Source organism: Halomonas aestuarii, assembly GCF_001886615.1.
Classification (GTDB): Bacteria; Pseudomonadota; Gammaproteobacteria; order Pseudomonadales; family Halomonadaceae; genus Halomonas; species Halomonas aestuarii.
Genome location: NZ_CP018139.1, coordinates 410,712 through 432,447 on the forward strand (window position 1 = coordinate 410,712; position 21,736 = coordinate 432,447).

Annotated in this window: 27 protein-coding genes; 13 read left to right on the forward strand and 14 right to left on the reverse strand. The window is 69.0% G+C overall.

Translation table 11 applies throughout. The features are described 5' to 3' along the window. Window positions 1-98: 98 nt before the first annotated feature. The 3 genes from rpsI to zapE form a co-directional block, all read right to left on the reverse strand. Window positions 99-488: a 30S ribosomal protein S9 gene (gene rpsI / locus BOX17_RS01845; RefSeq protein ID WP_071941795.1), complete on the reverse strand. Its 390-nt coding sequence runs from the start codon at window positions 486-488 to the stop codon at window positions 99-101. A 13-nt stretch (window positions 489-501) separates the two neighbouring features. Further along, on the reverse strand, window positions 502-930 hold the full coding sequence (rplM, locus tag BOX17_RS01850) for a 50S ribosomal protein L13 (RefSeq protein ID WP_071941796.1): 429 nt from the start codon (window positions 928-930) through the stop codon (window positions 502-504). 152 nt (window positions 931-1,082) lie between these two features. Next, window positions 1,083-2,273 carry a cell division protein ZapE gene (gene zapE / locus BOX17_RS01855; RefSeq protein WP_071941797.1) on the reverse strand — a complete coding sequence of 397 codons (1,191 nt, stop codon included), beginning with the start codon at window positions 2,271-2,273 and terminating at the stop codon, window positions 1,083-1,085. Between the two features lie 197 nt (window positions 2,274-2,470). Between zapE and BOX17_RS01860 the strand changes: the two genes are divergently transcribed. Continuing rightward, window positions 2,471-2,914, forward strand: coding sequence for a Z-ring associated ZapG family protein (locus tag BOX17_RS01860; RefSeq protein ID WP_071941798.1), 444 nt, complete (start codon window positions 2,471-2,473; stop codon window positions 2,912-2,914). 60 nt (window positions 2,915-2,974) lie between these two features. On the opposite strand, the gene BOX17_RS01865 is transcribed toward BOX17_RS01860, so the two are convergent. Beyond that, window positions 2,975-3,736, reverse strand: coding sequence for a Nif3-like dinuclear metal center hexameric protein (locus BOX17_RS01865; protein WP_071941799.1), 762 nt, complete (start codon window positions 3,734-3,736; stop codon window positions 2,975-2,977). A gap of 103 nt (window positions 3,737-3,839) precedes the next feature. On the opposite strand from BOX17_RS01865, the gene BOX17_RS01870 reads away from it, so the two are divergent. Then, window positions 3,840-5,060, forward strand: coding sequence for a Do family serine endopeptidase (locus tag BOX17_RS01870; RefSeq protein ID WP_071941800.1), 1,221 nt, complete (start codon window positions 3,840-3,842; stop codon window positions 5,058-5,060). Window positions 5,061-5,172: 112 nt separating this feature from the next. On the opposite strand, the gene hisD is transcribed toward BOX17_RS01870, so the two are convergent. From hisD to BOX17_RS01915, 9 genes are all read right to left on the reverse strand, one after another. Beyond that, on the reverse strand, window positions 5,173-6,495 hold the full coding sequence (gene hisD, locus BOX17_RS01875; RefSeq protein WP_071941801.1) for a histidinol dehydrogenase: 1,323 nt from the start codon (window positions 6,493-6,495) through the stop codon (window positions 5,173-5,175). 70 nt (window positions 6,496-6,565) lie between these two features. Continuing rightward, on the reverse strand, window positions 6,566-7,228 hold the full coding sequence (hisG, locus tag BOX17_RS01880) for an ATP phosphoribosyltransferase (RefSeq protein WP_071941802.1): 663 nt from the start codon (window positions 7,226-7,228) through the stop codon (window positions 6,566-6,568). Between the two features lie 20 nt (window positions 7,229-7,248). After that, window positions 7,249-8,511, reverse strand: coding sequence for a UDP-N-acetylglucosamine 1-carboxyvinyltransferase (gene murA, locus BOX17_RS01885; RefSeq protein ID WP_071941803.1), 1,263 nt, complete (start codon window positions 8,509-8,511; stop codon window positions 7,249-7,251). Window positions 8,512-8,523: 12 nt separating this feature from the next. Then, complete coding sequence (locus BOX17_RS01890; RefSeq protein ID WP_244272188.1) at window positions 8,524-8,778, reverse strand: BolA family protein; 255 nt, start codon at window positions 8,776-8,778, stop codon at window positions 8,524-8,526. 140 nt (window positions 8,779-8,918) lie between these two features. Next, complete coding sequence (locus tag BOX17_RS01895) at window positions 8,919-9,257, reverse strand: STAS domain-containing protein (protein WP_071941805.1); 339 nt, start codon at window positions 9,255-9,257, stop codon at window positions 8,919-8,921. Next, complete coding sequence (locus tag BOX17_RS01900; RefSeq protein ID WP_071941806.1) at window positions 9,254-9,904, reverse strand: MlaC/ttg2D family ABC transporter substrate-binding protein; 651 nt, start codon at window positions 9,902-9,904, stop codon at window positions 9,254-9,256. Before BOX17_RS01900 ends, BOX17_RS01895 begins: the two co-directional genes overlap by 4 nt. 5 nt (window positions 9,905-9,909) lie before the next feature. Continuing rightward, the gene (mlaD, locus tag BOX17_RS01905) at window positions 9,910-10,374 is read right to left on the reverse strand and encodes an outer membrane lipid asymmetry maintenance protein MlaD (RefSeq protein ID WP_071941807.1); all 465 of its coding nucleotides are present in this window, start codon (window positions 10,372-10,374) and stop codon (window positions 9,910-9,912) included. Window positions 10,375-10,390: 16 nt separating this feature from the next. Beyond that, a complete protein-coding gene (gene mlaE, locus BOX17_RS01910) occupies window positions 10,391-11,173 on the reverse strand; it encodes a lipid asymmetry maintenance ABC transporter permease subunit MlaE (protein ID WP_071941808.1) in 783 nt (260 codons plus the stop codon). Then, complete coding sequence (locus BOX17_RS01915) at window positions 11,170-11,982, reverse strand: ABC transporter ATP-binding protein (protein ID WP_071941809.1); 813 nt, start codon at window positions 11,980-11,982, stop codon at window positions 11,170-11,172. Before BOX17_RS01915 ends, mlaE begins: the two co-directional genes overlap by 4 nt. A gap of 137 nt (window positions 11,983-12,119) precedes the next feature. Between BOX17_RS01915 and BOX17_RS01920 the strand changes: the two genes are divergently transcribed. The 11 genes from BOX17_RS01920 to BOX17_RS01970 all read left to right on the forward strand — a co-directional run bounded on the left by BOX17_RS01920 (window position 12,120) and on the right by BOX17_RS01970 (window position 20,319). After that, on the forward strand, window positions 12,120-13,079 hold the full coding sequence (locus BOX17_RS01920; protein ID WP_071941810.1) for a calcium/sodium antiporter: 960 nt from the start codon (window positions 12,120-12,122) through the stop codon (window positions 13,077-13,079). Window positions 13,080-13,107: 28 nt separating this feature from the next. Continuing rightward, a complete protein-coding gene (locus BOX17_RS01925) occupies window positions 13,108-14,103 on the forward strand; it encodes a KpsF/GutQ family sugar-phosphate isomerase (RefSeq protein WP_071941811.1) in 996 nt (331 codons plus the stop codon). A 42-nt stretch (window positions 14,104-14,145) separates the two neighbouring features. Further along, window positions 14,146-14,703 (forward strand): KdsC family phosphatase, encoded by a 558-nt coding sequence (locus BOX17_RS01930; RefSeq protein ID WP_071941812.1) that lies wholly within the window; start codon window positions 14,146-14,148, stop codon window positions 14,701-14,703. Between the two features lie 3 nt (window positions 14,704-14,706). Further along, window positions 14,707-15,291, forward strand: a complete 585-nt coding sequence (gene lptC / locus BOX17_RS01935; RefSeq protein ID WP_071941813.1) for an LPS export ABC transporter periplasmic protein LptC — start codon at window positions 14,707-14,709, stop codon at window positions 15,289-15,291. Beyond that, window positions 15,288-15,818: a lipopolysaccharide transport periplasmic protein LptA gene (gene lptA, locus BOX17_RS01940; RefSeq protein ID WP_071941814.1), complete on the forward strand. Its 531-nt coding sequence runs from the start codon at window positions 15,288-15,290 to the stop codon at window positions 15,816-15,818. The genes lptC and lptA overlap by 4 nt, the downstream gene beginning before the upstream one ends. Next, window positions 15,818-16,543 carry an LPS export ABC transporter ATP-binding protein gene (gene lptB / locus BOX17_RS01945; protein ID WP_071941815.1) on the forward strand — a complete coding sequence of 242 codons (726 nt, stop codon included), beginning with the start codon at window positions 15,818-15,820 and terminating at the stop codon, window positions 16,541-16,543. The genes lptA and lptB overlap by 1 nt, the downstream gene beginning before the upstream one ends. A 142-nt stretch (window positions 16,544-16,685) precedes the next feature. After that, the gene (locus tag BOX17_RS01950) at window positions 16,686-18,110 is read left to right on the forward strand and encodes an RNA polymerase factor sigma-54 (protein WP_071941816.1); all 1,425 of its coding nucleotides are present in this window, start codon (window positions 16,686-16,688) and stop codon (window positions 18,108-18,110) included. A 170-nt stretch (window positions 18,111-18,280) separates the two neighbouring features. After that, window positions 18,281-18,589, forward strand: a complete 309-nt coding sequence (gene hpf / locus BOX17_RS01955) for a ribosome hibernation-promoting factor, HPF/YfiA family (protein ID WP_071941817.1) — start codon at window positions 18,281-18,283, stop codon at window positions 18,587-18,589. 7 nt (window positions 18,590-18,596) lie between these two features. Next, window positions 18,597-19,082: a PTS IIA-like nitrogen regulatory protein PtsN gene (gene ptsN, locus BOX17_RS01960; RefSeq protein ID WP_071941818.1), complete on the forward strand. Its 486-nt coding sequence runs from the start codon at window positions 18,597-18,599 to the stop codon at window positions 19,080-19,082. Between the two features lie 43 nt (window positions 19,083-19,125). Next, window positions 19,126-20,046 (forward strand): RNase adapter RapZ, encoded by a 921-nt coding sequence (gene rapZ / locus BOX17_RS01965; RefSeq protein ID WP_071941819.1) that lies wholly within the window; start codon window positions 19,126-19,128, stop codon window positions 20,044-20,046. 3 nt (window positions 20,047-20,049) lie between these two features. Continuing rightward, a complete protein-coding gene (locus tag BOX17_RS01970) occupies window positions 20,050-20,319 on the forward strand; it encodes an HPr family phosphocarrier protein (RefSeq protein WP_071941820.1) in 270 nt (89 codons plus the stop codon). Window positions 20,320-20,348: 29 nt separating this feature from the next. Here the strand turns inward: BOX17_RS01970 and pmbA are convergent, their stop codons facing one another. Beyond that, window positions 20,349-21,689: a metalloprotease PmbA gene (gene pmbA, locus BOX17_RS01975; protein WP_071941821.1), complete on the reverse strand. Its 1,341-nt coding sequence runs from the start codon at window positions 21,687-21,689 to the stop codon at window positions 20,349-20,351. Window positions 21,690-21,736 lie beyond the last annotated feature (47 nt).

A 21,736-nucleotide genomic window follows, 5' to 3' on the forward strand; every position in this document is an offset into this window, starting at 1 on the left:
CCGGACATTGGTGGAAACCCGGTGACAAATTCTTGATCAGGAACAAAAAACGCCCAGGTCGCTGGACCTGGGCGTTTTCGGACGACAATACGTACGTATTAGCGCTTGGAGAACTGCGGGCGACGACGTGCCTTGCGCAGGCCGATCTTCTTGCGCTCGACCTGGCGGGAGTCGCGGGTAACGTAGCCCGCCTCGCGCAGCTGGGGACGGAAGTCCTCGTTGTACTCCATCAGGGCACGGGTGATGCCGTGGCGGATGGCGCCGGCCTGAGACGAACCGCCGCCGCCCTTGACGGTGACGTAGACGTCGAACTGGCCCAGGGTCTCGGTCAGCTCGAGCGGCTGGCGGACCACCATGCGGCCGGTGACGCGACCGAAGTACTGGTCCAGCTCACGGCTGTTGACGGTGATCTTGCCGGTGCCCGGCTTCAGGAAGACGCGCGCGGTAGAGGTCTTGCGGCGCCCGGTACCGTAATACTGCTGTGTCATGGCGAAGACTCCCTCAGATGTTCAGTTCTTGCGGCTGCTGGGCAGCGTGCGGATGCTCGGTGCCGGCGTAGACCTTGAGCTTCGAGTACATGGCACGACCCAGGGGACCCTTCGGCAGCATGCCCTTGACGGCGGACTCGATGACACGCTCCGGTGCGTGGGCGATCATCTTCTCGAAATTCATGGAGCGCAGGCCACCCGGATAACCGGTATGGCGGTAGTAGGTCTTGGCATTGACCTTGTTGCCGGTGACCTTCACCTTCTCGGCATTGATCACGACGATGTAGTCGCCGGTATCGACATGCGGGGTGAATTCCGGCTTGTGCTTGCCACGCAGGCGGCGAGCGATCTCGGTGGCCAGACGGCCGAGCGTCTTGTCCGCGGCGTCGACGACGAACCAGTCGCGCTGGACAGACTGCGGTTTGGCAGTGAACGTCTTCATGGATGAGTCACCATTACGATGTATTGGGTTCTGCCGCCGGGAATCCGGCATGGAACCATCCCTATTCTTCTTGGTTGCCTCGCCCCGAGGGACGTGCAACGGTCAAGCGAGCGCGCATTCTACACGACCCCTGCCCCACAGGGGAAGGGCCCTCAGGGCTTGTGGGGCAGCGCCAGGTAGTCGTGGGACTGCATCTCCTGGAGCCGGGAGAGGGTTCGCTGGAACTCGAACTCCAGCCGTCCGTCCCGATAGAGCGACTCGGCCGGCACCTCGGCGGACATCAGCAGCTTGACGCCGCGGTCGTAGAACTCGTCGACCATGTTGATGAATCGGCGTGCCCGGTCGTCCGTGGCCCCGCTCATGCGGGAGACGTTGGAGACCAGCACGCTGTGGAACTCGCGCGCCAGCTCGATGTAGTCGTTCTGGCTGCGCGGCCCGTCGCAGAGCTCGGAGAACTCGAACCACACCACGTCGTCGTGCAGTCGACGCGTGCGCAGGTTCCGGTGATTGATCTCGATGGACGCCCCCTCTTCCCCCTCGTGGCCGGCGATCTCGCGAAAGCTGCGGGCCAGTTCCGTCTCGGCCTCGTCATCGAGCGGGGCATGAAAGATCTCGGCACGTTCCAGGACGCGCAGCCGGTAGTCGATGCCCGAGTCGACGTTGACCACCTCGCAGTGACGCTCGAGCAGGTCGATGGCCGGCAGGAAACGGGCGCGCTGCAGGCCATCCTTGTAGAGCTCCGCCGGGACGATGTTGGAGGTGGCCACCAGCACCACCCCCTTCTCGAAGAGCGACTCGAGGAGGTTGGCCAGGATCATGGCATCGGTGATGTCCTTGACGAAGAACTCGTCGAAGCAGATCACCCGGGCCTCGGCCGCGAACTTGGTGGCGATCAGCCGGAGGGGGTTCTTCTCGCCCTTGTAGTGCTCGAGCTCGTTGTGCACCCGCTGCATGAAACGGTGGAAGTGGGTACGCATCTTCTCGGGAAAGGGCAACGCCTCGAAGAAGGTGTCCATCAGGTAGGTCTTGCCGCGTCCCACGCCGCCCCAGAAATAGAGCCCGTTGATGCTGGGCATCGCGGGTTCCGCGGACGCCTCGCGTTCGCGCCGCCCGAACAGGCCGGCCACCCGCGAGGTCAGGCCACCGCCGGGCTTCGGCGGGACCACCCGGGAGGGCGGCGTGGCCACCAGCTCGTCGTAGAGGCGCTGCAGATGGGCCACCGCCTGCTCCTGGGCGGCATCGCGCTGGAAGTCACGGCGTTCGAGATCGGCGCGGTAGCGGGTCATCGGCGTCTCGGACCGCCGCGCGCCGCGGGAAGCCGTGGGGGAGTGCGTCTCGCTCATGGGGAATCCTGAAGGCCTCTCCTCTGGGCATTGGCGAGGGCATTATACGCATCCCGCCCCCGGTTGGCATGCGCCGCCCCCGCGTTGACCCGGCACACCGGGTCGCCCCTATAATGAGGAACCCGGCCGGAAGCGGCCACCAGACGCCATCGGCGCCTCGCATGCCAGGCGTCCCAAGGCTCCAGGAGACCCACGACGTGGACGAGACCAACATCAACTGGGTGCTGGCCGTCGCCTGCCTGCTGGCGGGCATCGGGATCGGAGCACTGGGCTATCACCTCCTCAATGCCACGGCCGACAATGCCCAGCGGTTGCGCCAGCGCCTCGCCGAACGCGAACGGGCCCTGGCGGAACTCAAGGATGGCATGGGCGACAGCCTGGAGCGCATCGCCAGGCTGGCCGAGAGCCTTCAACGGGAAAGCCGCAGCCTCGAACAGGAAGCCGAGGCGGCCAGCAGCACCCTCGGCGCCCCCTCCTTGCGCCGCCAGGCCATGGACGACGCCGCGCCGAAGCCCGAGACGGGCGATGCCGAACCGGCCGTGCCTCGGGACTATGCCGACGGCAACCGGGGCACCCTCTCCGAGGAGTTCGGCCTGAAGCAGGGCGAGGACGGGGCGGTGCCCCAGCCCCCGCGCTACTGAGCGCGACGCACCCTACCCTTCCCCACGCCCCGGCCCTCCGCCGGGGCGTGGTCGTTCTGCTCAGGCGGGATTGTCGATGTCGACGAAGCGGTGCTCCAGGCCGAACTCCGCGGCCAGCCGATCGCCCAGCGCCTGGACGCCGTAGCGCTCGGTGGCATGGTGGCCCGCCGCCAGATAGTGGATGCCCATCTCTCGTGCCAGGTGGGTCGTGCGTTCGGAGATCTCGCCGGAGATGAAGGCGTCGGCGCCGGCCTCGACGGCGGTGGTGATCATGTCCTGGGCCCCGCCCGTGCACCAGGCGACGCGGCGAACCTCGCCGCCGCCCGGCGCCTCGATCAGCAGGGGATCCCGCCCCAGCACCTCCCCCACCCCGCGGGCCAGGCCGGTGGCATCGAGGCCCGGCGAGGGTTCCCCGAGCCACACCAGCCCCTCGCCGAGCGCCCCGTCGGCGCAGCCGGTGACGGTGAAGCCGAGCCGCCGGCCGAGCTCGGCGTTGTTGCCGAGTTCAGGATGGGCATCCAGTGGCAGGTGGTAGGCCAGCAGGTTGATGTCATGGGCCAGCAGCGTCGCGAGGCGCCGTCGCTTCATGCCGGTGATGGTGACCGGCTCGTTCTTCCAGAAGTAGCCGTGGTGGACCAGCACGAGATCCGCCTGCCAGGCCACGGCCTCGTCGAGCAGCGCCTGGCAGGCCGTCACGCCGGTCATCACCCGGGCCACGCGGTCGCTGCCGGCCACCTGCAGACCGTTCACGGTGTAGTCCTTGAAACGTTCGGGTTCGAGCAGGCGATCACAGGCGGCGACCAGGTCGTCTCGATTCGTCATGCAGCCTCCGGGCGCGGTCGGGTTGGCGATGTTACAATCCGCCCAGTGTAACCAGCGGGCGGATGCCCCGCGACCCAGCATCGTCGACAAGGACCCCCGCCGCATGCGACGCACCCTGCTCCCCTACCTCTGGCCCGTCCTCATCGGCGTGCTGGGGGCGATCGTTCTGCTCAACGCCTTCCCCCAGCTGATCGGGCGTCCGGCCCCCGCCCCGGCCTCCGCGCCCTACTCCCTGGCCCCGCCCCCCGGGGAGGACGAGGCCGTGTCCCGCGACGCCCCCGAGGTCCGCCAGGCCGAGCCGCTGACCCGGCAGCAGGGGCCGGCCAGCTATGCACAGGCGGTGGAGCGGGCCGCCCCGGCCGTGGTCAACATCTACTCCTCCCGGGTGGTCAAGCGGGAGGAGCACCCCCTCATGTCGGACCCCTTCTTTCGCCAGTTCTTCGGTGACGAGACGCCGAGGCGACAGCGCATGCTGTCGAGCCTCGGGTCCGGGGTCATCGTCAGCGACGAGGGCTACGTGCTGACCAACAACCACGTGATCCGCGGGGCCGACCAGATCCAGGTCGCGCTGCGCGACGGCCGCGAGACCCTGGCCGAGGTGATCGGCACCGACCCGGAGACCGACCTGGCCGTGCTGCGCATCGACCTTGCCTCGCTGCCGGTGATCGAGCTGACCGACACCAGCCGGATCGCCGTGGGCGACGTCTCGCTGGCCATCGGCAACCCCTTCGGGGTCGGCCAGACGGTCACCATGGGCATCATCAGCGCCACCGGGCGCAGCCACCTGGGACTCAACGCCTACGAGGACTTCATCCAGACCGATGCCGCCATCAACCCCGGCAACTCGGGGGGCGCCCTGGTCAATGCCGAGGGGGCGCTGATCGGCATCAACACCGCCATCTTCTCGCGCTCCGGCGGCTCCCAGGGCATCGGCTTCGCGATCCCCGCCAACCTGGCCCGCAGCATCCTCGACGAGCTGGTCACCCGGGGACGGGTCATTCGCGGCTGGATGGGCATCGAGGCCCAGGAGCTCAACCAGGAGCTCGCCGCCTCCTTCGGCCTGAAGAGCCCCATCGGAGTGGTCATCGCCAACGTGGTACCGGACGGCCCCGGCGACAGGGCCGGCCTGCAGCCCGGCGACGTGCTGCTGGAGGTCGATGGCCAGCCCGTGCTGGACCCCCGCCAGACCATGAGCGACATCGCCGCGGTGGAGCCCGGCACCCGGCTGCCGCTCACGGTGGTCCGCGGCGGCGAGCGCCGGGAGGTGACCATCGAGCTGGGCGAGCGGCCGACGCCGGCGCTGCCCCGCCCCGATCAGCGCTGAACCGCCATCCGGCCTCCCCCGCCACCCGAACGCCCAACCCCCATGACGAGAGAGGGCCCCGCCATCCGGCGGGGCCCTCCTGCAGGCTTCCCTGACGCCTCGCCTCGGCGGCCTAGGGCGTCAGGCGGTACTCGGCAGAGCGGGCATGGGCGGTCAGCGACTCTCCCCGCGCCAGCGTCGAGGCGATCTTGCCGAGCTCGCCGGCGCCTTCCGCCGAGCAGTGGATGATGGAGGAACGCTTCTGGAAGTCGTAGACCCCCAGCGGCGAGGAGAAACGCGCCGTGCCCGAGGTCGGGAGCACGTGGTTGGGTCCGGCACAGTAGTCGCCCAGCGCCTCGGCGGTGTAGCGCCCCATGAAGATGGCGCCGGCATGACGCACGTCCGGCAGCCACCCCTCCGGATTGGCCACCGAGAGCTCCAGGTGCTCCGGCGCGATGCGGTTGATCATCGCCACCGCCTCGTCGCGGTCCCGGCAGTGGATCAGCATGCCGCGGCGGGCCAGCGACTCACGGACGATGTCCGCGCGCTCCAGGGTCGGCAGCAGCCGCGCGATGGACGCTTCCACGGCCGCCAGGTGTGCCTCGTCCCAGCTCACCAGGATCGCCTGGGCATCCTCGTCGTGCTCCGCCTGGGAGAAGAGGTCCATGGCCAGCCAGTCGGGATCGGTCCCCCCGTCCGAGACCACCAGGATCTCCGAGGGGCCGGCGATCATGTCGATGCCCACCTGGCCGAACACCGCCCGCTTGGCCGTGGCCACATAGATGTTGCCCGGCCCGACGACCTTGTCGACCCGCGGCACCGTCTCGGTGCCGAAGGCCAGGGCCGCCACCGCCTGGGCGCCGCCCAGGGTGAAGACGTAGTCGACGCCGGCCAGGTACGCCGCCGCCAGCACCAGCTCGTTGAGCACGCCGTCGGGGGTCGGCACCACCATGACGATCTCGCGCACCCCGGCCACGTGGGCAGGAATGGCGTTCATCAGCACCGAAGAGGGATAGGCCGCCTTGCCGCCCGGCACGTAGATGCCGGCGCGGTCCAGCGGCGTGACCTGCTGGCCAAGCACGGTGCCGTCGGCCTCGGTGAACTGCCAGGAGGTCGGCTTCTGGTGCTCATGGTAGGCGCGGATGCGCTCCGCGGCCGCCGAGAGTGCCTCGCGCTGGTCCCCCGGGAGGCCCTCGTAGGCCTCGCGCAGGCGCTGCTCGCCCAGCGTCAGCTCGGCCATGGTGGTGACGTCCAGGCGGTCGAAGCGGTTGGAGTACTCGACCAGGGCCGCATCGCCCCGGACCTTGACCTCGGCCAGGATCTCGTCGACGCGCTGCTTGACCGCGGCATCCGAGACGCCTTCCCAGGCCAGCCGGTCCGCCAGGCGGCGATCGAAGTCGGCCTGGGAGGTCGACAGCCGGGCGATCTCGACGCGCTCTTGGGGGGATTCGCTCATGGCAGTGGCTTCCTCTCGATACAGGGTTCGTCGTCAGGGACAGGAACACGCTCGCAGCGGGCCGGGCGAGCTACGACGCCGACAGGGCCGCACCTTCGCGCCGCCTCGCCACCGCCTCACCGAGACGGGCGATCAGCGGCTTGAGCCGGGCATGCTTCATGGTCATGGCGGCCTTGTTGACCACCAGCCGGGTGCTGACCGGGGCGATCAGCTCACGGGGCTCCATGCCGTTGGCCCGCAGGGTGTTGCCGGTGTCGACGATATCGACGATCTCGTCGGCCAGGTTCATCAGCGGGGCCAGCTCCATGGCGCCATAGAGCTTGATCACCTCGGCCTGGATCCCCTGCTCGGCGTAGTAGCGGCGCGCCACGTTGACGAACTTGGTGGCCACCCGGCGCCGCGCCCGGGCGGGCTCGGCACCGGTGATGCCGGCGGTCATCAGCTTGCAGTGGGCGATCTCCAGGTCGAGCGGCTCGTAGAGCCCCTCGACGCCATGCTCGAGCAGCACGTCCTTGCCGGCCACCCCGAGATCCGCCGCCCCGAGCTGCACGTAGGTCGGCACATCGGTGGCCCGGATCACCACCAGCTTCACGTCCGGCAGGTTGGTGTCGAACAGCAGCTTGCGACTCTTGCCCAGGTCCTCGGCCGGGGTGATGCCGGCGTCGGCCAGCAGGGGCAGGGTCTCGTCGAGAATGCGGCCCTTGGAGAGGGCCAGGATCAGTTGCTTGCTCATGGGTCTCGCCTGTTGTCGGCTCAGCCGGGAATGCGCCGGATGCGCGCGCCCAGCAGCTGCAGTTTTTCCTCGATGCACTCGTAGCCGCGATCGATGTGGTAGATCCGGTCGACCAGGGTCTCGCCCTCGGCCATCATCGCCGCTATCACCAGGGAGGCCGAGGCCCGCAGGTCGGTGGCCATCACCGGCGCCCCGGACAGCGTCTCCACGCCGGTGATCACTGCCGTGTTGCCCTCCAGGGCGATGTGGGCCCCCATGCGATTGAGCTCCTGCACGTGCATGAAGCGGTTCTCGAAGATGGTCTCCACCACCCGGGAGGTGCCCTCGGCGACGGCATTCATGGCCACGAACTGGGCCTGCATGTCGGTGGGAAAGGCCGGATAGGGCGCCGTGCGCAGGTTGACCGCCCGGGGCCGTCGTCCCTGCATGTCGAGCTCGATCCAGTCATCGCCCGTGGTGATGGTGGCGCCGGCCTCCTCGAGCTTGGCCAGCACCGCATCGAGGATATCGGCCCGGGTCCGGCGCACCTTCACCCGACCCCGGGAGAGCGCCGCGGCCACCAGGAAAGTACCGGTCTCGATGCGGTCGGGCATCACGTCGTGGTAGGCGCCGTGGAGCCGCTCGACGCCCTCGATGACGATGGTGTCCGTGCCGTGGCCGCGAATGTCGGCGCCCATCTTGATCAGGCACTCGGCGAGGTCGACCACCTCGGGCTCGCGGGCGGCGTTCTCCAGCACCGTGGTGCCCTCGGCCAGCGTGGCCGCCATCAGCAGGTTCTCGGTGCCGGTCACGGTGACGGTATCGAAGAAGATGGTGGCGCCATGCAGCCGGCCGTCGACCCGCGCGCGGATGTAGCCACCCTCGACGCTGATCTCCGCCCCCATGGCCTGGAGGCCGTGGATGTGCAGGTCCACCGGGCGCGACCCGATGGCGCAGCCGCCGGGCAGGGAGACATCCGCATGGCCGAAGTGGGCCAGCAGCGGCCCGAGCACCAGGATCGAGGCGCGCATCTTCTTGACCAGCTCGTAGGGCGCGTGACAGTCGGTCACCTGGGAGCCGTCGAGCTGGATGCACATCTTGTCGCCCATCACCGGCTGGACGCCCATGTGGCCGAGCAGCTCCAGGGTGGTGGTGATGTCCTGGAGGTGCGGCAGGTTGCCGATGGTCACCGACTCGTCGGCCAGCAGGGTCGCACAGAGGATCGGCAGGGCGGCGTTCTTGGCACCGCTGGCCCAGACCTCGCCGTCGACGGGGCCGCTGCCGGTAATGATCAGCTTGTCCATGGAAGGTCGCCCTCAGGCCCCCTGGTTGTCGGTGGCCGCCTGCCACTGCTGGGGCGTATAGGTCTTGATGCTCACCGCGTGCAGGGCCCCGGAGGCGATCTCGTCGGTCAGGGCGCCGTAGATCATCTGCTGACGCTTGACCGGGGAGAGCCCCTCGAAGACCTCGCCCACGGCCACCACCTGGAAATTGCAGCCTTCGCCCTGGATATGAAACTCGCAGCCGTCGAGTCGGTTCTCGAGCAGCGCCTTGACCTCACTGGGTTGCATGGAACCGGCACTCCTGTGGTTCATCGATTCGTCACGGACGCGCGCCGTCGGCCACGCGGTGGCAGGCAGCGGCGTCCCGTCATGGCAGGACATGGTAAAGAAAAGCACCGCGCTTGGCGATGGTGGGGAACGGGCAGCGATCACTCGCCCCGGGGGTCCCCCAGGGGCAGCAGGGTATCCAGCCCGGCGACCCGGGTCAGGCGATCCAGGGCCGGCGAGAGGCAGATGCGCTCGACGCGCACCCCCGCCAGCCGGGCCCGCCGCGTCCACTCGAGCAGCACGCTCAGGGCGGCGCTGCTGACCCGGCCGACGCCGCTCAGGTCGAAGACCACGTCACTACCGGAGGGCCGGGCCGCCAGCCAGTCGCTGCCGGCCTCGGCCATCGCCGAGGCCACCTCGAAGCCGACCTCGCCCGTCACCGACAGCCTGCGGTCATCGGCCTTCAGGCAGGAATGCCGCTGCTCGAGGAGCACACTCATGCGTTGCCGCCCTGCTCCAGCTCCTCCACGGCGAGCTCCGGCGACCAGCCGTCGATGACCGCATCATAGTCGCGGTTGTGGTCGCGCATGGCCTGGTCGAACTGGTTGCGGAAGGTCAGCCCGAGGTTGATGCCGTTGACGATCACGTTGACCACCTTCCACTGCCCATCGTCCAGGCGCAGGGAGTAGCTGACCGGATAGACGGTGCCGTCATTGGCCACCACCTCCATGGCCACGCTGGCCTGGTCCTCGTAGCGCGACGCCTGCTGGTTGTCGAGCACGCGGATCTCCCGGTAGTCGAAGGTGACCAGCCCCTTTGTGTAGGTGTCGATCAGCGTCTTGCGGAAGGTCTCGACGAAACGCGAGCGCTGCTGCGGGGTGGCGTTGCCGAAGTAGCGGCCCATCACGCTGGCGCCGATGTAACGGAAGTCGGCCACGTCCTCGAGGCTGTCGTCGACGATGTCCTCGAGCTCGCCGAGGTGGTCGGCGAAGTACGCCTCGCGCCCCTCGATGCGGCTCATCAGGTCGTCGATGCTGGCCCGGATCATCTGCTCGGGACGCTGGTCGGACGGGGTGGCCATCAGCGGCAGGGCCACCAGCAGCAGGCAGAGCCCCGCGAACAGGGCGCGAAGGGGAATCATCTTCATGTCGTTCACTCCTTGACCATGCTGGTCACGAACTGCTGGATCAGCTCTTCCAGTACCAGGGCGGACTGGGTGTCTCGCACCGTGTCGCCGTCGGCGAGCGTCTCGGGGGCGCCGCCCACCGAGAGGCCGATGTACTGCTCTCCCAGCAGGCCGGCGGTGAGGATGGCGGCGGTGCTGTCCTCCGGAAGCTGACCTTCCAGCTCACCGTCGAGTTCCATCACCACCCGTGCATCGTACCAGTCGGTATCGAGATCGATGGCCTCGACCCGCCCCACGGTCACGCCGGCCATGGTGACCCGGGCGCGTGGCTTCAGCCCACCGATGTTGGCGAAGTTGGCCTCGAGCCGGAAGGTCTCGCTGGGCACGCTGAGGCTGAGGCCGCTGACCCGGAGCCCGAGGAACACCAGCCCCAGGATACCGGCCAGCATGAACAGGCCGACACCGAGCTCCGTTGTCTTGCTACGTTTCATCCGTTTGCTCCGAACATCAGGAAAGCTCTCCGAACATCAGGGCGGTGAGCACGAAATCCAGGCCCAGGACCGCCAGAGAGGAATAGACCACCGTACGGGTGGTGGCGCGCGAGATGCCTTCCGAGGTGGGAATCAGGTCATGCCCCTGGAAGACCGCGATCCAGGTCACCACCAGGGCGAAGACCACGCTCTTGACCAGGCCATTGCCGACATCATCGAAGAACTCGACGCTGGCCTGCATGTTCCCCCAGTAGGAGCCCTCGAACACCCCCAGCCATTCGACACCGACCAGCTGGCCGCCCCAGACCCCCACCACACTGAACCCGATGGTCAGCAGCGGCAGGGAGACGAAGCCGGCCCAGAGGCGCGGCGCGACCACGCGACGCAGCGGGTCGACCCCGATCATCTCCATGCTGGTCAGCTGCTCGGTGGCCTTCATCAGGCCGATCTCGGCCGTCAGGGCCGAGCCGGCCCGACCGGCGAAGAGCAGGGCCGCCACCACCGGGCCCAGTTCACGCAGCAGCGACAGCGCCACCATCTGCCCGAGGGCCTGTTCTGCACCGAAGTCGACCAGGATGGTATAGCCCTGCAGGGCCAGCACCATGCCGATGAACAGCCCCGAGACCAGGACGATGGCCAGGGACATCACCCCGACGAAGTGCATCTGGCGCACCCACAGGCGCAGGCCCTCCCGGCTTGGCACCCCCACCGCGGACTGGGCGAGGAAGATCCCCGCCCGGCCAAGGGACTCCAGCAGGTCGCAGCCACGCCGCCCCAGGCGACGGATCCAGTCGATCATTGCGGCCCCCCGCTGCCCAGGATGTCGGCGTAAAAGTCCATCGCCGGGTAGTGGAACGGCACGGGACCGTCTGGCTCGCCATGCATGAACTGGCTGACCCTCGGGTCGCGATCGGCATCGAGGCTCGCCGGGGTGCCGTGGGCCATCACCTGGCCATCGGCAATCACGTAGACGTAGTCGGCGATGGTCAGGGTCTCCTTGATGTCGTGGGAGACGATGACGGCCGTCAGCCCCAGGGCCTCGTTGAGGCGCTTGATCAGCTGCACGAGCACTCCCATGGAGATGGGGTCCTGCCCCGCGAAGGGTTCGTCGTAGAGGATCAGCTCCGGGTCGAGGGCGATCGCCCGGGCCAGGGCCACCCGCCGGGCCATGCCGCCGGAGAGTTCCGACGGCATGAGCTCACGGGCCCCGCGCAGTCCCACCGCCTGCAGCTTCATCAGTACCACGTCACGGATCATCGCCTCGGGCAGGTCGGTATGCACCCGCAGCGGGAAGGCCACGTTCTCAAAGACATCGAGGTCGGAAAACAGCGCGCCACTCTGGAACAGCATGCCCATGCGCCGACGCAGGCCCAACAGGGCCTTGCGGGAGAGGGCATGGACATCCTGGCCATCGATGCAGACCCGCCCCGCATCGGGAGTGAGCTGCCCGCCGATCACCTTGAGCAGGGTGGTCTTGCCGGTACCGCTGGGCCCCATGATCGCGGTGATACGGCCACGCGGGATGGTCAGGTCGATACCGCGGAAGATCTCCTTCTCGCCACGCGAGAAGTGCAGGCTCTCCACTTCCACGAAGGGGGAGTCCGTCATCGCATCAGCATCCTCGAGAAAATTATCGAACATCGTATCCTAACCATGCCCTGGCGCGCCAGCACCCCGCGTCCCCTTGCACCGCCGAAGTCCGGCATGTTCAATGTGCGCCCTCCTTCACCGCCCCGGATCTCGTCATGCTGGCTCCCCTGCTGATCGTACTGCTCGGTTTCATCGGCCTGCTTTGGAGTGCCGACCGCTTCGTCGGGGCGGCCGCCGCCACCGCCTGGCGGGCCGGCATGAGCACCCTGCTGGTGGGGATGACGATCGTCTCGCTGGGCACCTCGGCACCGGAGATCGTGGTCTCGGTGATGGCCTCCCTGGACGGCGTGCCGGACCTCGCCATCGGCAATGCGCTGGGCTCCAACATCGCCAATATCGCCCTGGTGCTGGGCGTGACCGCCCTGGTGGTGCCGATCCCGGTCCGCTTCTCCATCGTGCGCCGCGAACTCCCCTTGCTGCTCGGCGCCACGGGCCTGGCCGGCTATGCGCTGGCCAACGGCCACCTCGACCGTCTCGACGGCGTGCTGTTGCTGGTGCTGCTGGTGTTCAGCCTGTGGTGGCTGTTCCGCGCCGACAGTCCGGACGACGACAGCGCCGGCGAGATTCCCGGCATGCCGCTGGGCCAGGCCCTGGCCTGGCTGGCCGGCACGCTGGTGATCATGGTCATCAGCTCCCGGGCGCTGGTCTGGGGGGCCAGCGAGCTGGCCCGCGGGCTCGGGGTCAGCGAGCTGGTGATCGGCCTGACCGTGGTGGCCATCGGCACCAGCCTGCCGGAGCTGGCCGCCTGTGTTGCCAGCGCGCTGAAGCGCCACCACGACCTGGCCATCGGCAACGTCATCGGCTCCAACCTCTTCAACATGCTCACCGTGCTGCCCGTCCCCGCCCTGATGGCACCGGGTGCCACCGACCCCGCGGCGGCCGGCCGCGACTACCCGGTGATGCTGCTGCTGACCCTCGCCCTGGGGGGCCTGCTGCTGTGGAACCGGCGGGGGCACCTGGGGCGGCTGCCAGGTGCCCTGCTGCTGGCGAGCTATGTCGCCTACCTGATCTGGCTCGGGGGCGCCGGCCTCCCCGCCGCCTCACCCCTTGAGTGAAACGCCACAACGGGCAACAATCACTGCCATGACCAACGACGCCCCCTACGCGGCCGGCACGTCCCGCCTGCGCGACAGTGCCCGCCGCACCCTGGAACTGGAACAGCAGGCCGTGGCGGCCCTGGCCGAACGCCTCGACGACTCCTTCGACCATGCCTGCCGCCTGATCCTGGCCTGCCACGGCCGGGTCGTGGTCACCGGCATGGGCAAGTCGGGCCATATCGCCGGCAAGATCGCCGCCACCCTGGCCAGTACCGGCACGCCGGCCTTCTTCGTGCATCCCGGGGAGGCCAGCCATGGCGACCTGGGCATGATCACTCGCGGCGACGTGGTGCTGGCCCTCTCCAACTCCGGCGAGACCGCCGAGGTCACCGCCCTGCTGCCGCTGCTCAAGCGCATGGGCACGCCGCTGATCAGCATGACCGGTCGTCCCGGCTCGACCCTCGGCCGCCATGCCGACGCCCACCTGGATGCCGGGGTCGAGCGCGAGGCCTGCCCGCTGGACCTGGCACCGACCTCGTCCACCACCGCCGCCCTGGCCCTCGGCGACGCCCTGGCCGTGGCGCTGCTCGAGTCCCGAGGCTTCACGGCCGAAGAGTTCGCCCTCTCCCACCCCGGCGGCAGCCTGGGCAAGCGCCTGCTGCTGCGGGTCTCCGACCTGATGCACGAGGGCAGCCGGCTGCCCGCGGTGCCGCTGGGCAGCCCCCTGCGCGATGCCCTGCTGGAGATCACCCGACAGGGGCTGGGCTTCACCTGCGTGGTGGATGCCGATGGCCGCCTGGCCGGGGTCTACACCGATGGCGACCTGCGCCGCACCCTCGACCAGCACAGCGACCTCTCGGCGCTAAGCGTCGACGACGTCATGACCCGCCCCGGCAAGCGGATCGCCCCCGACACCCTGGCCGCCGAGGCCGTCCGCCTGATGGAGGACAGCCGCATCTCGGCCCTGGCCGTGGTCGACGCCGACGGCCGCCCGGTCGGCGCCCTGCACATGCACGACCTGCTCGCCAGCGGCGTCATCTGACGCCCTGATCGCCCACCTACGCCCCAGACTGCTGGAGACACCATGAGCCTTGAATCCCCCCTGCTCGACAGCCAACTCGTCGACCGCCTGCGCCACGTCCGCCTACTCGCCATGGACGTGGACGGGGTGCTGACCGACGGGCGCCTCTATTTCCAGGCCGATGGCATCGAGATCAAGGCCTTCCACACCCATGACGGCCATGGCATCAAGCTGGCCCAGCGCGCCGGCATCGTGGTGGCCCTGATCACCGGTCGCGATTCGCCGATGGTCAGCCAGCGCGCCGCCGCCCTGGGCGTCAAGCATGTCTTCCAGGGGGCCGAGAAGAAGCTCACCGTGCTGCGCGAGCTGTGCGGTCGCCTGGGGCTGGAGCTCGAGCAGGTCGCCTACTGCGGTGACGACATGCCCGACGTGGCGGCCATCCGGCGTGCCGGGGTCGGCATCAGCGTGCCCGGCGCGCCGTCCTACATCCGCCAGCATGCCGACTGGGTAACCGAGTCGGTGGGCGGCCACGGCGCCGTGCGCGAGATCTGCGACACCCTGCTCCAGGCCCAGGGGCACTGGGACGCCGTGCTCGACACCTACCTGCACGGCTCGACCTGATCCATGGCCCTGCCGCGCCCGGGCTTCCGCACCGGCCTGTTCCTTCTGCTGCTCGTCCTGGGCGGGGGACTGGCCCTGCTCGACCTGCAGGACGCGCCGCCCCCCGGCCCGGTTCCGGGAGACGCGTCGGGCGAGCCCGACTACTACCTGGAGGACGCCCGGCTGACCCGTTTCGACGCAAAGGGGCGGCCTCACCAGCGCCTCGACACCCCGCGGCTGACCCATACCCCCCATGACGACGTGACCCGCCTACAGCAACCGGACGGCACGCTGCTGGACGAGGAGGGACGGGTCTGGCTGGCCAGCGGCGACACCGGCACCCTGGGCGCGGGAGGCAACCCGCTGACCCTGTCCGGCGACGCGCGACTCCTCGCCCCCGCCGAGCGCTGGCAACTGGACACCGAGATCCTGCACTTCGATGCCGACAGCGGCCACGCCTGGAGCGAGACCCCGGCCGTGCTGCGCCAGCCGCCCCAGCGGATGCGCGGCGAGCGCTTCGACGCCTGGATCCATGACAACCGCGCCCGGCTGACCGACAATGTGCGCGGCTACCATCCGCCCGCGACCCACGAGGACCCCGAGTCATGACGCGACCTTCCCTCGCCCCCCTGCTGACCCTCGGCGTCATCGGCGTGCTGCTCGGCAGCGCCCCGGCCCTGGCCCTGGAGGGTGACGCCAGCGCCCCGATCGAGGTGGAAGCCAACCAGCTCGACCTCGATGACCGCGCCGGCACCGCCGTCTACACCGGCAACGTGGAGATCCGCCAGGGCAGCATGCAGCTGACCGGCGACCGGGTGGAGATCGTGCGCAACGACGAGGGCGAGCTCAGCCGCGCTACCGCCACCGGCGAACGTGCCTACATCGAGCAGAAGCCCGCCCCGGACGAGCCCCTGGTCCGCGGTTGGGGCCGCACCGTCGTCTACCACGTCGCCGATCGCCGCATCGAGCTGATCGACCGCGCCGAGCTGCACAAGGACGGCGACACCTTCGACGGGGGGTACCTCGAATACTTCCTCGACCGCCGCGTCGTCCAGGCCCGCTCCGAGGCCGAGGGCGTCCAGGAGCGCCAGCGCGTGCGGATGACCCTCGAGCCCGAACAGCAGGACGGCCAGTGATGAAGACCCTGAGCGCCCGGCACCTGGCCAAGAGCTACAAGCGTCGTCGCGTGGTGCAGGACATCAGCGTCTCCATCGAGCAGGGCCGGATCGTCGGCCTGCTCGGCCCCAACGGGGCCGGCAAGACCACCTCCTTCTACATGATCGTCGGCCTGGTTCGCGCCGATGCCGGCGAGGTGCACATCGACGACCTCGACCTCTCGACGGCCGCCATGCATGAACGGGCCCGGGCCGGCATCGGCTACCTGCCCCAAGAGGCCTCGATCTTCCGCAAGCTGTCGGTCGCCGACAACATCATGGCGATCCTCGAGACACGCCGCGACCTCGACCGCCAGGGCCGCCAGGCCCGGCTCGAGGAACTCCTCGAGGACTTCCACGTGACGCATATCCGCGACAACCTTGGCATGAGCCTCTCCGGGGGCGAACGGCGACGCGTGGAAATCGCCCGGGCGCTGGCGACCGAGCCCGCCTTCATCCTCCTCGACGAGCCCTTCGCCGGCGTCGACCCCATCTCGGTGGGCGAGATCAAGGGCATCATCCGCCAGCTCAAGGCCCGCGACATCGGCGTGCTGATCACCGACCACAATGTCCGCGACACCCTGGACATCTGCGATACCGCCTACATCGTGGGCGACGGCCGGATCATCGCCGAGGGCAATGCCGAGGCGATCCTGTCCAACCAGCGCGTGCGGGAGGTCTACCTGGGCGAGGACTTCCGCCTCTGATTGCAATCACCTGATATACCTGTCGTTATATCCCGACGGCATGAAGATTGCGGATGGCACGATTGTTGCAAATTATCAGGTTGCAACCCCCTCGGGCAGGGGCTAGGGTAGGGGTTTTCGGCACGCCGGGGGAACTCCTCTCATGGCCATGAAGGCTTCCCTGCAGCTTCGCGTCGGCACCCAGCTGACCATGACGCCCCAGCTGCAGCAGGCCATCGCCCTGCTGCAGCTCTCGACCCTGGACCTTCGCCAGGAGATCCAGCAGGCGCTGGAGTCCAACCCCCTGCTGGACGTCGAGGACGAGTTCGGCGAACAGGCGGTGAGCGAGACGCCCGACGACGACTGGGCCAGCGAGATCCCCGAGGAACTCACCACCGATAGCGACTGGTCCGACACCTACCAGGACCTCGGCACCGCCCCCGCCGGCGGCAGCGGCGAGGGCCCCGACTTCGAACGCCAGGCGTCGGGCCAGAGCCTGCAGGGCCACCTGGCCTGGCAGCTGGCCATGACCGACCTCGACGAGCGCCAGATGCGCATCGCCGAGAGCCTGATCGACAGCATCAACGGCGACGGCTATCTCACCCAGCCCCTGGAAGAGATCCGGGACGGCTTGAGGACCCAAGGCCTCGCGGGCCTGAGGAGCCGGGAAGTCGAGCAGGTGCTCCTGCGCCTCCAGCAGTTCGAGCCCACCGGCGTCTTCGCCCGGGACCTGCGCGAGTGCCTGCTGCTGCAGCTGGCCACCCTGCCCGATGACACGCCCCTGCTGCCCCAGGCCCGCCGCCTGGTTCGCCAGTTCCTCGAGGCGCTCGCGGGCGACGACCGCCGCCTGCTCAAGCGCCGGCTCGGCCTCGACGACGCGGCCCTCGACACGGTGATCGACCTGGTGCGCTCGCTGGATCCTCGCCCCGGCAGCGCCTTCACCGAGAGCGACAGCGACTACGTGATCCCCGACCTCGTCGCGCGTCATACCCGCGAGGGGTGGCAGGTGGAACTCAATCCCGAGGCCATGCCGCGCCTGCGCATCCAGCCCGACTACGCCGCCCTGATCCGACGCGCCGACAAGAGCGACGACAACCAGTTCCTCAAGGACCACCTGCAGGAAGCGCGCTGGCTGATGAAGAGCCTCTCCAGCCGCAACGACACGCTGCTGCGGGTGGGCCGCGAGATCATGGTGCGACAGATCGACTTCCTGGAGCATGGCGAGGAGGCCATGAAGCCGCTGATCCTGGCCGATATCGCCCAGGTCGTGGAGATGCATGAATCGACGATCTCGCGGGTCACCACCCAGAAGTTCATCCATACCCCGCGCGGCATGTTCGAGCTCAAGTACTTCTTCTCCAGCCAGGTGGGGGGCGGCAACGGCGAGGGCGACGCCCACTCCAGCACCGCCATCCGCGCCCGGATCCGCAAGCTGATCCAGGACGAGCCCCCGCGCAAGCCGCTTTCCGACAGCCGGCTGGTCGCGCTGCTCGAGGAAGCCGGCATCAGCGTCGCGCGCCGCACGGTGGCGAAATATCGCGAGGCGATGGGCATCCCCTCCTCCAGCGAGCGCAAGCGGTTGCGTTGAACGATCCCCCGCGACGCCCTCAAGCGCCCTCCTGCCGCCTATTGACCCGAACGCAAGCGATTGAAATGACGCCGTTCACGGGGAGCTCCAATCCCCCGGGGCGAAGGGGTATGCAGGACGGCAAAAAGGGTTACAATCGAGCCACACCCCGCAAGAGCAAGGAGCGTGTCATGCAAGTCAACATCACCGGCCATCATGTGGAACTGACCGACGCACTGCGTGACTATGTGCAGGAAAAACTGACCCGCGTCGAGCGTCACTACGACAACATCACCAATGTGCAGGTCACCCTCTCCGTGGAGAAGGAACGCCAGCAGGCCGCCTGCACCCTGCATGCCGCCGGTGCTGACCTCCATGCCGAAGCCATGGAGAGTGACATGTATGCCGCCATCGATGCCCTGGCCGACAAGCTCGACCGTCAGCTGGTGAAGCACAAGGAAAAGGCACAGGCCCGCGCCCAGGGCGCCGGCGCTCGCTGATCCCGTCATGACACTGGACGCCATCCTGCCCCCCGAGCGCACCCTCTTCGATGTGCCGGGGGGAAGCAAGAAGCGGGTGCTGGAGTTCTTCAGCACCTTCATCGCCCAAAACACGCCCAGCCTCGACAGCCAGGAGGTCTTCAGCCGACTGATCGGCCGGGAGCGGCTGGGCAGCACCGGCATCGGCAACGGGGTCGCCATTCCCCATGCCCGGAACCCGCACTGCAAGGCCCCCATCGCTGGCTTCCTCAAGCTGGCTGAGCCGGTGGACTTCGATGCCATCGACGGGGAACCGGTGGACCTGGTCTTCGTGCTGCTGGTCCCCGAGGAGGCCGACGAGGCCCACCTCGCCCTGCTCGGCCAGGTCGCCGGCGTGATGAACGACGCCGATACCCGGGCCCGGCTGCGGCACAGCTCAAGCCAGCGCGAGCTCCATGAGCACCTCATGGAGGCGATCCGACAACAGGCCCCGACCGGCAGCCAGGGAGGCTGAGCCCTCCCTGCCCCCCGGCCCGTCCCCCAGCCAGGAGACCCGCATGCAGCTCGTGATCATCAGTGGCCGGTCGGGTTCCGGCAAGTCGATCGCGCTGCAGGCGCTGGAGGACCTCGGCTACTACGCCATCGACAACCTGCCGGCGATGCTGCTGGGCTCGCTGGTGGACGAGCTACAGGATGACCGCACGGTGCGCTCCTCGATGGCCGTCAGCATCGATGCCCGCAACCTGCCGGAGGCCCTGAAACGCTTTCCGCAACTCCTGCACGATCTGCGCGCACGCAACGTGGACTGCCAGGTGGTCTACCTGACCACTGATGCCCGGATCCTGCTGGAGCGCTACTCCCACACCCGCCGCCGTCACCCGCTCACCCGCGGCAGCGACATGACCCTGGCCGAGGCCATCGACTCCGAGGAGCAGGCGCTCTCGGAGATTCGCGATCTCGCCGACCTGGTCATCGACACCACGCGGCTCTCGGTGCACGAGCTCCGGGGGCGCATCACCGACCAGGTGGCGGGCCATCGGGCGGAGCAGATGACCCTGACCGTGGAGTCCTTCGGCTTCAAGCGCGGGGTGCCCCTGGACGCGGACATCGTCTTCGACGCCCGCTGCCTGCCCAACCCCTACTGGGATCCGGCCCTGCGCGACGCCACGGGGCGGGATGCCAGCATCATCGCCTTCCTCGACAGCTACCCGGTCGTCACCGAGATGCATGACGACATCCTCGCCTGGGTGGAACGCTGGCTGCCCCGCTACCAGGCCAGCCAGCGCAGCTACCTCACCGTGGCCATCGGCTGCACCGGGGGACAGCATCGCTCGGTCTACCTGGCCGAGCGACTGGCCGACCACCTGGCGAAGCGGCATGCCGGCATCCGGCTGCGCCACCGCGAGCTGGGGATGCAGGTCAACCTCCCCGCCGAGGACGAGACGGACGGCAACGACCCGCTACAGGAAGGAACCTGACGCGTGCCGAAACGCAAGCTGACCCTGACCAACCGGCGTGGCCTGCACGCCCGGGCCGCCACCAAGCTGGTGCAGTGCTGCCGGCCCTTCGATGCGCGGGTCACCGTGCACCGGGGGAGCCAGGAGGCCGATGCCGGCAACATCATGTCGCTGCTGATCCTCGCCGCGCCCTGCGGCACCGAGCTCGAGGTCTACACCGAGGGCGAGGACGCCGAGGCGGCCCTCGAGGCCATCACCGCGCTCTTCGAGGCCCGCTTCGACGAGGATGCCTGAGCCCGGGCCCGCTGCGGGCCCGGGGCCGGTCAGCCGCCGGCCACCATCATCTCGTCGACCAGCCAGCTGCCGGTATGGATGCTGCCGCGGGTATCGGTATCGTCCCCCACGCCCACTAGCCCCTGGAACATCGTCTCGAGGTTGCCGGCGATGGTGAACTCCTCCACCGGATGCTGGATCCGTCCGTTCTCGACCCAGAAGCCGGCCGCCCCGCGCGAGTAGTCTCCCGTCACACCGTTGACGCCCTGCCCCATCAGTTCGGTGACCAGCACGCCGCGCTCCATGCGCGCCAGCAGGTCCTCGCGGCTCTGAAGCGGCGCTGTGATGCGCAGGTTGCGGGCCCCGCCGGCATTGCCGGTAGTGGTCAGGCCGAGGCGCCGAGCGCTGTAGGCCGAGAGCATGTAGCTCTCCAGGCGACCGTCCCGGATGAAGACGTTGTCGCGGGTCTGCACGCCGTCGTTGTCGAAGGGCGAACTCGCCATGGCCCCGACCTCCATGGGGCGTTCGCCGAGGCTGAACCACTCGGGGAAGAGCGCATCGCCCAGGCGATCACAGAGGAAGGAGGCCTCGCGGAACAGCGCCCCGCCGGCGATGGCGCTCATCAGGTGGCCGACCAGGCCGCTGGCCAGGGTCGGGTCGAAGAGCACGGGCATACGCCCGGTGGCCGGGCGGCGGGCGCCGAGGCGACGCAGGGTGCGCCGGGCGGCGCTCTCGCCTACCGCCTCGGCGGCAACCAGGTCGCGGGGGTCGCGGGCGCTGGTGTAGTCATAGTCGCGCTGCATGCCGTTCTCGTCCTCGGCGATCAACATGCAGGAGAGCGAGTGACGGCTGCCGCGCTGGCTGCCCAGGAAACCGTGGCTGTTGCCGTAGACGCGCACCCCCTCGCCGCTGGAGAGGCTGGCCCCGTCGGAGCTCTTGATGCCCGCCATGCCGCGCCCGGCCGACTCGCACCGCAGGGCGAGCTCGGTGGCCTCGTCGATGGAGAGCGGCCAGGGGTGGTGCACATCGAGGTCGGGCAGGTCGGTGGCCATCAGCGCCGCGTCGGCCAGGCCCGAGGCCGGGTCCTCGCCGGTGTGGCGGGCGATCGCCAGGGCCTTCTCGACCACGGCACGCACCGAGGCCTCGCCGGCATCGCTGGAGGAGGCCGTGCCCTTGCGCTGCCCCACGTAGACGGTGATGGCGATCCCCTGGTCCCGGGACAGCTCGACCGTCTCCACCTCGCCCTCGCGGACGCTGACGCCGACGCCCTGATCGACGCTGGCCCCCACCTCGCAGGCGTCGGCCCCGAGCTGGCGGGCCAAGTCCAGGGCCATCCGGGCGCGACTCTCCAGCAGGGCCTGCTGGGCGGCGGCATCGAAAGCCTGTGTCATGAACGTCTCTCCTCAGTCGGCCGGCCATGGCGCCGGCCTTCAAGATG

Excerpts from the sequence above, each read along its gene's own strand:
- pmbA (WP_071941821.1), bottom strand. The coding sequence starts at position 21,689 with ATGACACAGGCTTTCGATGCCGCCGCCCAGCAGGCCCTGCTGGAGAGT.
- mlaE (WP_071941808.1), bottom strand. The coding sequence starts at position 11,173 with ATGATCGACTGGATCCGTCGCCTGGGGCGGCGTGGCTGCGACCTGCTG.
- ptsN (WP_071941818.1), top strand. The coding sequence starts at position 18,597 with ATGACACTGGACGCCATCCTGCCCCCCGAGCGCACCCTCTTCGATGTG.
- BOX17_RS01915 (WP_071941809.1), bottom strand. The coding sequence starts at position 11,982 with ATGACGGACTCCCCCTTCGTGGAAGTGGAGAGCCTGCACTTCTCGCGT.
- rpsI (WP_071941795.1), bottom strand. The coding sequence starts at position 488 with ATGACACAGCAGTATTACGGTACCGGGCGCCGCAAGACCTCTACCGCG.
- BOX17_RS01920 (WP_071941810.1), top strand. The coding sequence starts at position 12,120 with ATGCTGGCTCCCCTGCTGATCGTACTGCTCGGTTTCATCGGCCTGCTT.
- BOX17_RS01925 (WP_071941811.1), top strand. The coding sequence starts at position 13,108 with ATGACCAACGACGCCCCCTACGCGGCCGGCACGTCCCGCCTGCGCGAC.
- lptB (WP_071941815.1), top strand. The coding sequence starts at position 15,818 with ATGAAGACCCTGAGCGCCCGGCACCTGGCCAAGAGCTACAAGCGTCGT.
- rplM (WP_071941796.1), bottom strand. The coding sequence starts at position 930 with ATGAAGACGTTCACTGCCAAACCGCAGTCTGTCCAGCGCGACTGGTTC.
- BOX17_RS01870 (WP_071941800.1), top strand. The coding sequence starts at position 3,840 with ATGCGACGCACCCTGCTCCCCTACCTCTGGCCCGTCCTCATCGGCGTG.
- hisG (WP_071941802.1), bottom strand. The coding sequence starts at position 7,228 with ATGAGCAAGCAACTGATCCTGGCCCTCTCCAAGGGCCGCATTCTCGAC.
- BOX17_RS01900 (WP_071941806.1), bottom strand. The coding sequence starts at position 9,904 with ATGAAGATGATTCCCCTTCGCGCCCTGTTCGCGGGGCTCTGCCTGCTG.
- lptC (WP_071941813.1), top strand. The coding sequence starts at position 14,707 with ATGGCCCTGCCGCGCCCGGGCTTCCGCACCGGCCTGTTCCTTCTGCTG.
- rapZ (WP_071941819.1), top strand. The coding sequence starts at position 19,126 with ATGCAGCTCGTGATCATCAGTGGCCGGTCGGGTTCCGGCAAGTCGATC.
- hisD (WP_071941801.1), bottom strand. The coding sequence starts at position 6,495 with ATGAGCGAATCCCCCCAAGAGCGCGTCGAGATCGCCCGGCTGTCGACC.
- murA (WP_071941803.1), bottom strand. The coding sequence starts at position 8,511 with ATGGACAAGCTGATCATTACCGGCAGCGGCCCCGTCGACGGCGAGGTC.
- BOX17_RS01865 (WP_071941799.1), bottom strand. The coding sequence starts at position 3,736 with ATGACGAATCGAGACGACCTGGTCGCCGCCTGTGATCGCCTGCTCGAA.
- zapE (WP_071941797.1), bottom strand. The coding sequence starts at position 2,273 with ATGAGCGAGACGCACTCCCCCACGGCTTCCCGCGGCGCGCGGCGGTCC.
- BOX17_RS01930 (WP_071941812.1), top strand. The coding sequence starts at position 14,146 with ATGAGCCTTGAATCCCCCCTGCTCGACAGCCAACTCGTCGACCGCCTG.
- BOX17_RS01895 (WP_071941805.1), bottom strand. The coding sequence starts at position 9,257 with ATGAGTGTGCTCCTCGAGCAGCGGCATTCCTGCCTGAAGGCCGATGAC.
- BOX17_RS01890 (WP_244272188.1), bottom strand. The coding sequence starts at position 8,778 with ATGCAACCCAGTGAGGTCAAGGCGCTGCTCGAGAACCGACTCGACGGC.
- BOX17_RS01950 (WP_071941816.1), top strand. The coding sequence starts at position 16,686 with ATGGCCATGAAGGCTTCCCTGCAGCTTCGCGTCGGCACCCAGCTGACC.
- mlaD (WP_071941807.1), bottom strand. The coding sequence starts at position 10,374 with ATGAAACGTAGCAAGACAACGGAGCTCGGTGTCGGCCTGTTCATGCTG.
- lptA (WP_071941814.1), top strand. The coding sequence starts at position 15,288 with ATGACGCGACCTTCCCTCGCCCCCCTGCTGACCCTCGGCGTCATCGGC.
- hpf (WP_071941817.1), top strand. The coding sequence starts at position 18,281 with ATGCAAGTCAACATCACCGGCCATCATGTGGAACTGACCGACGCACTG.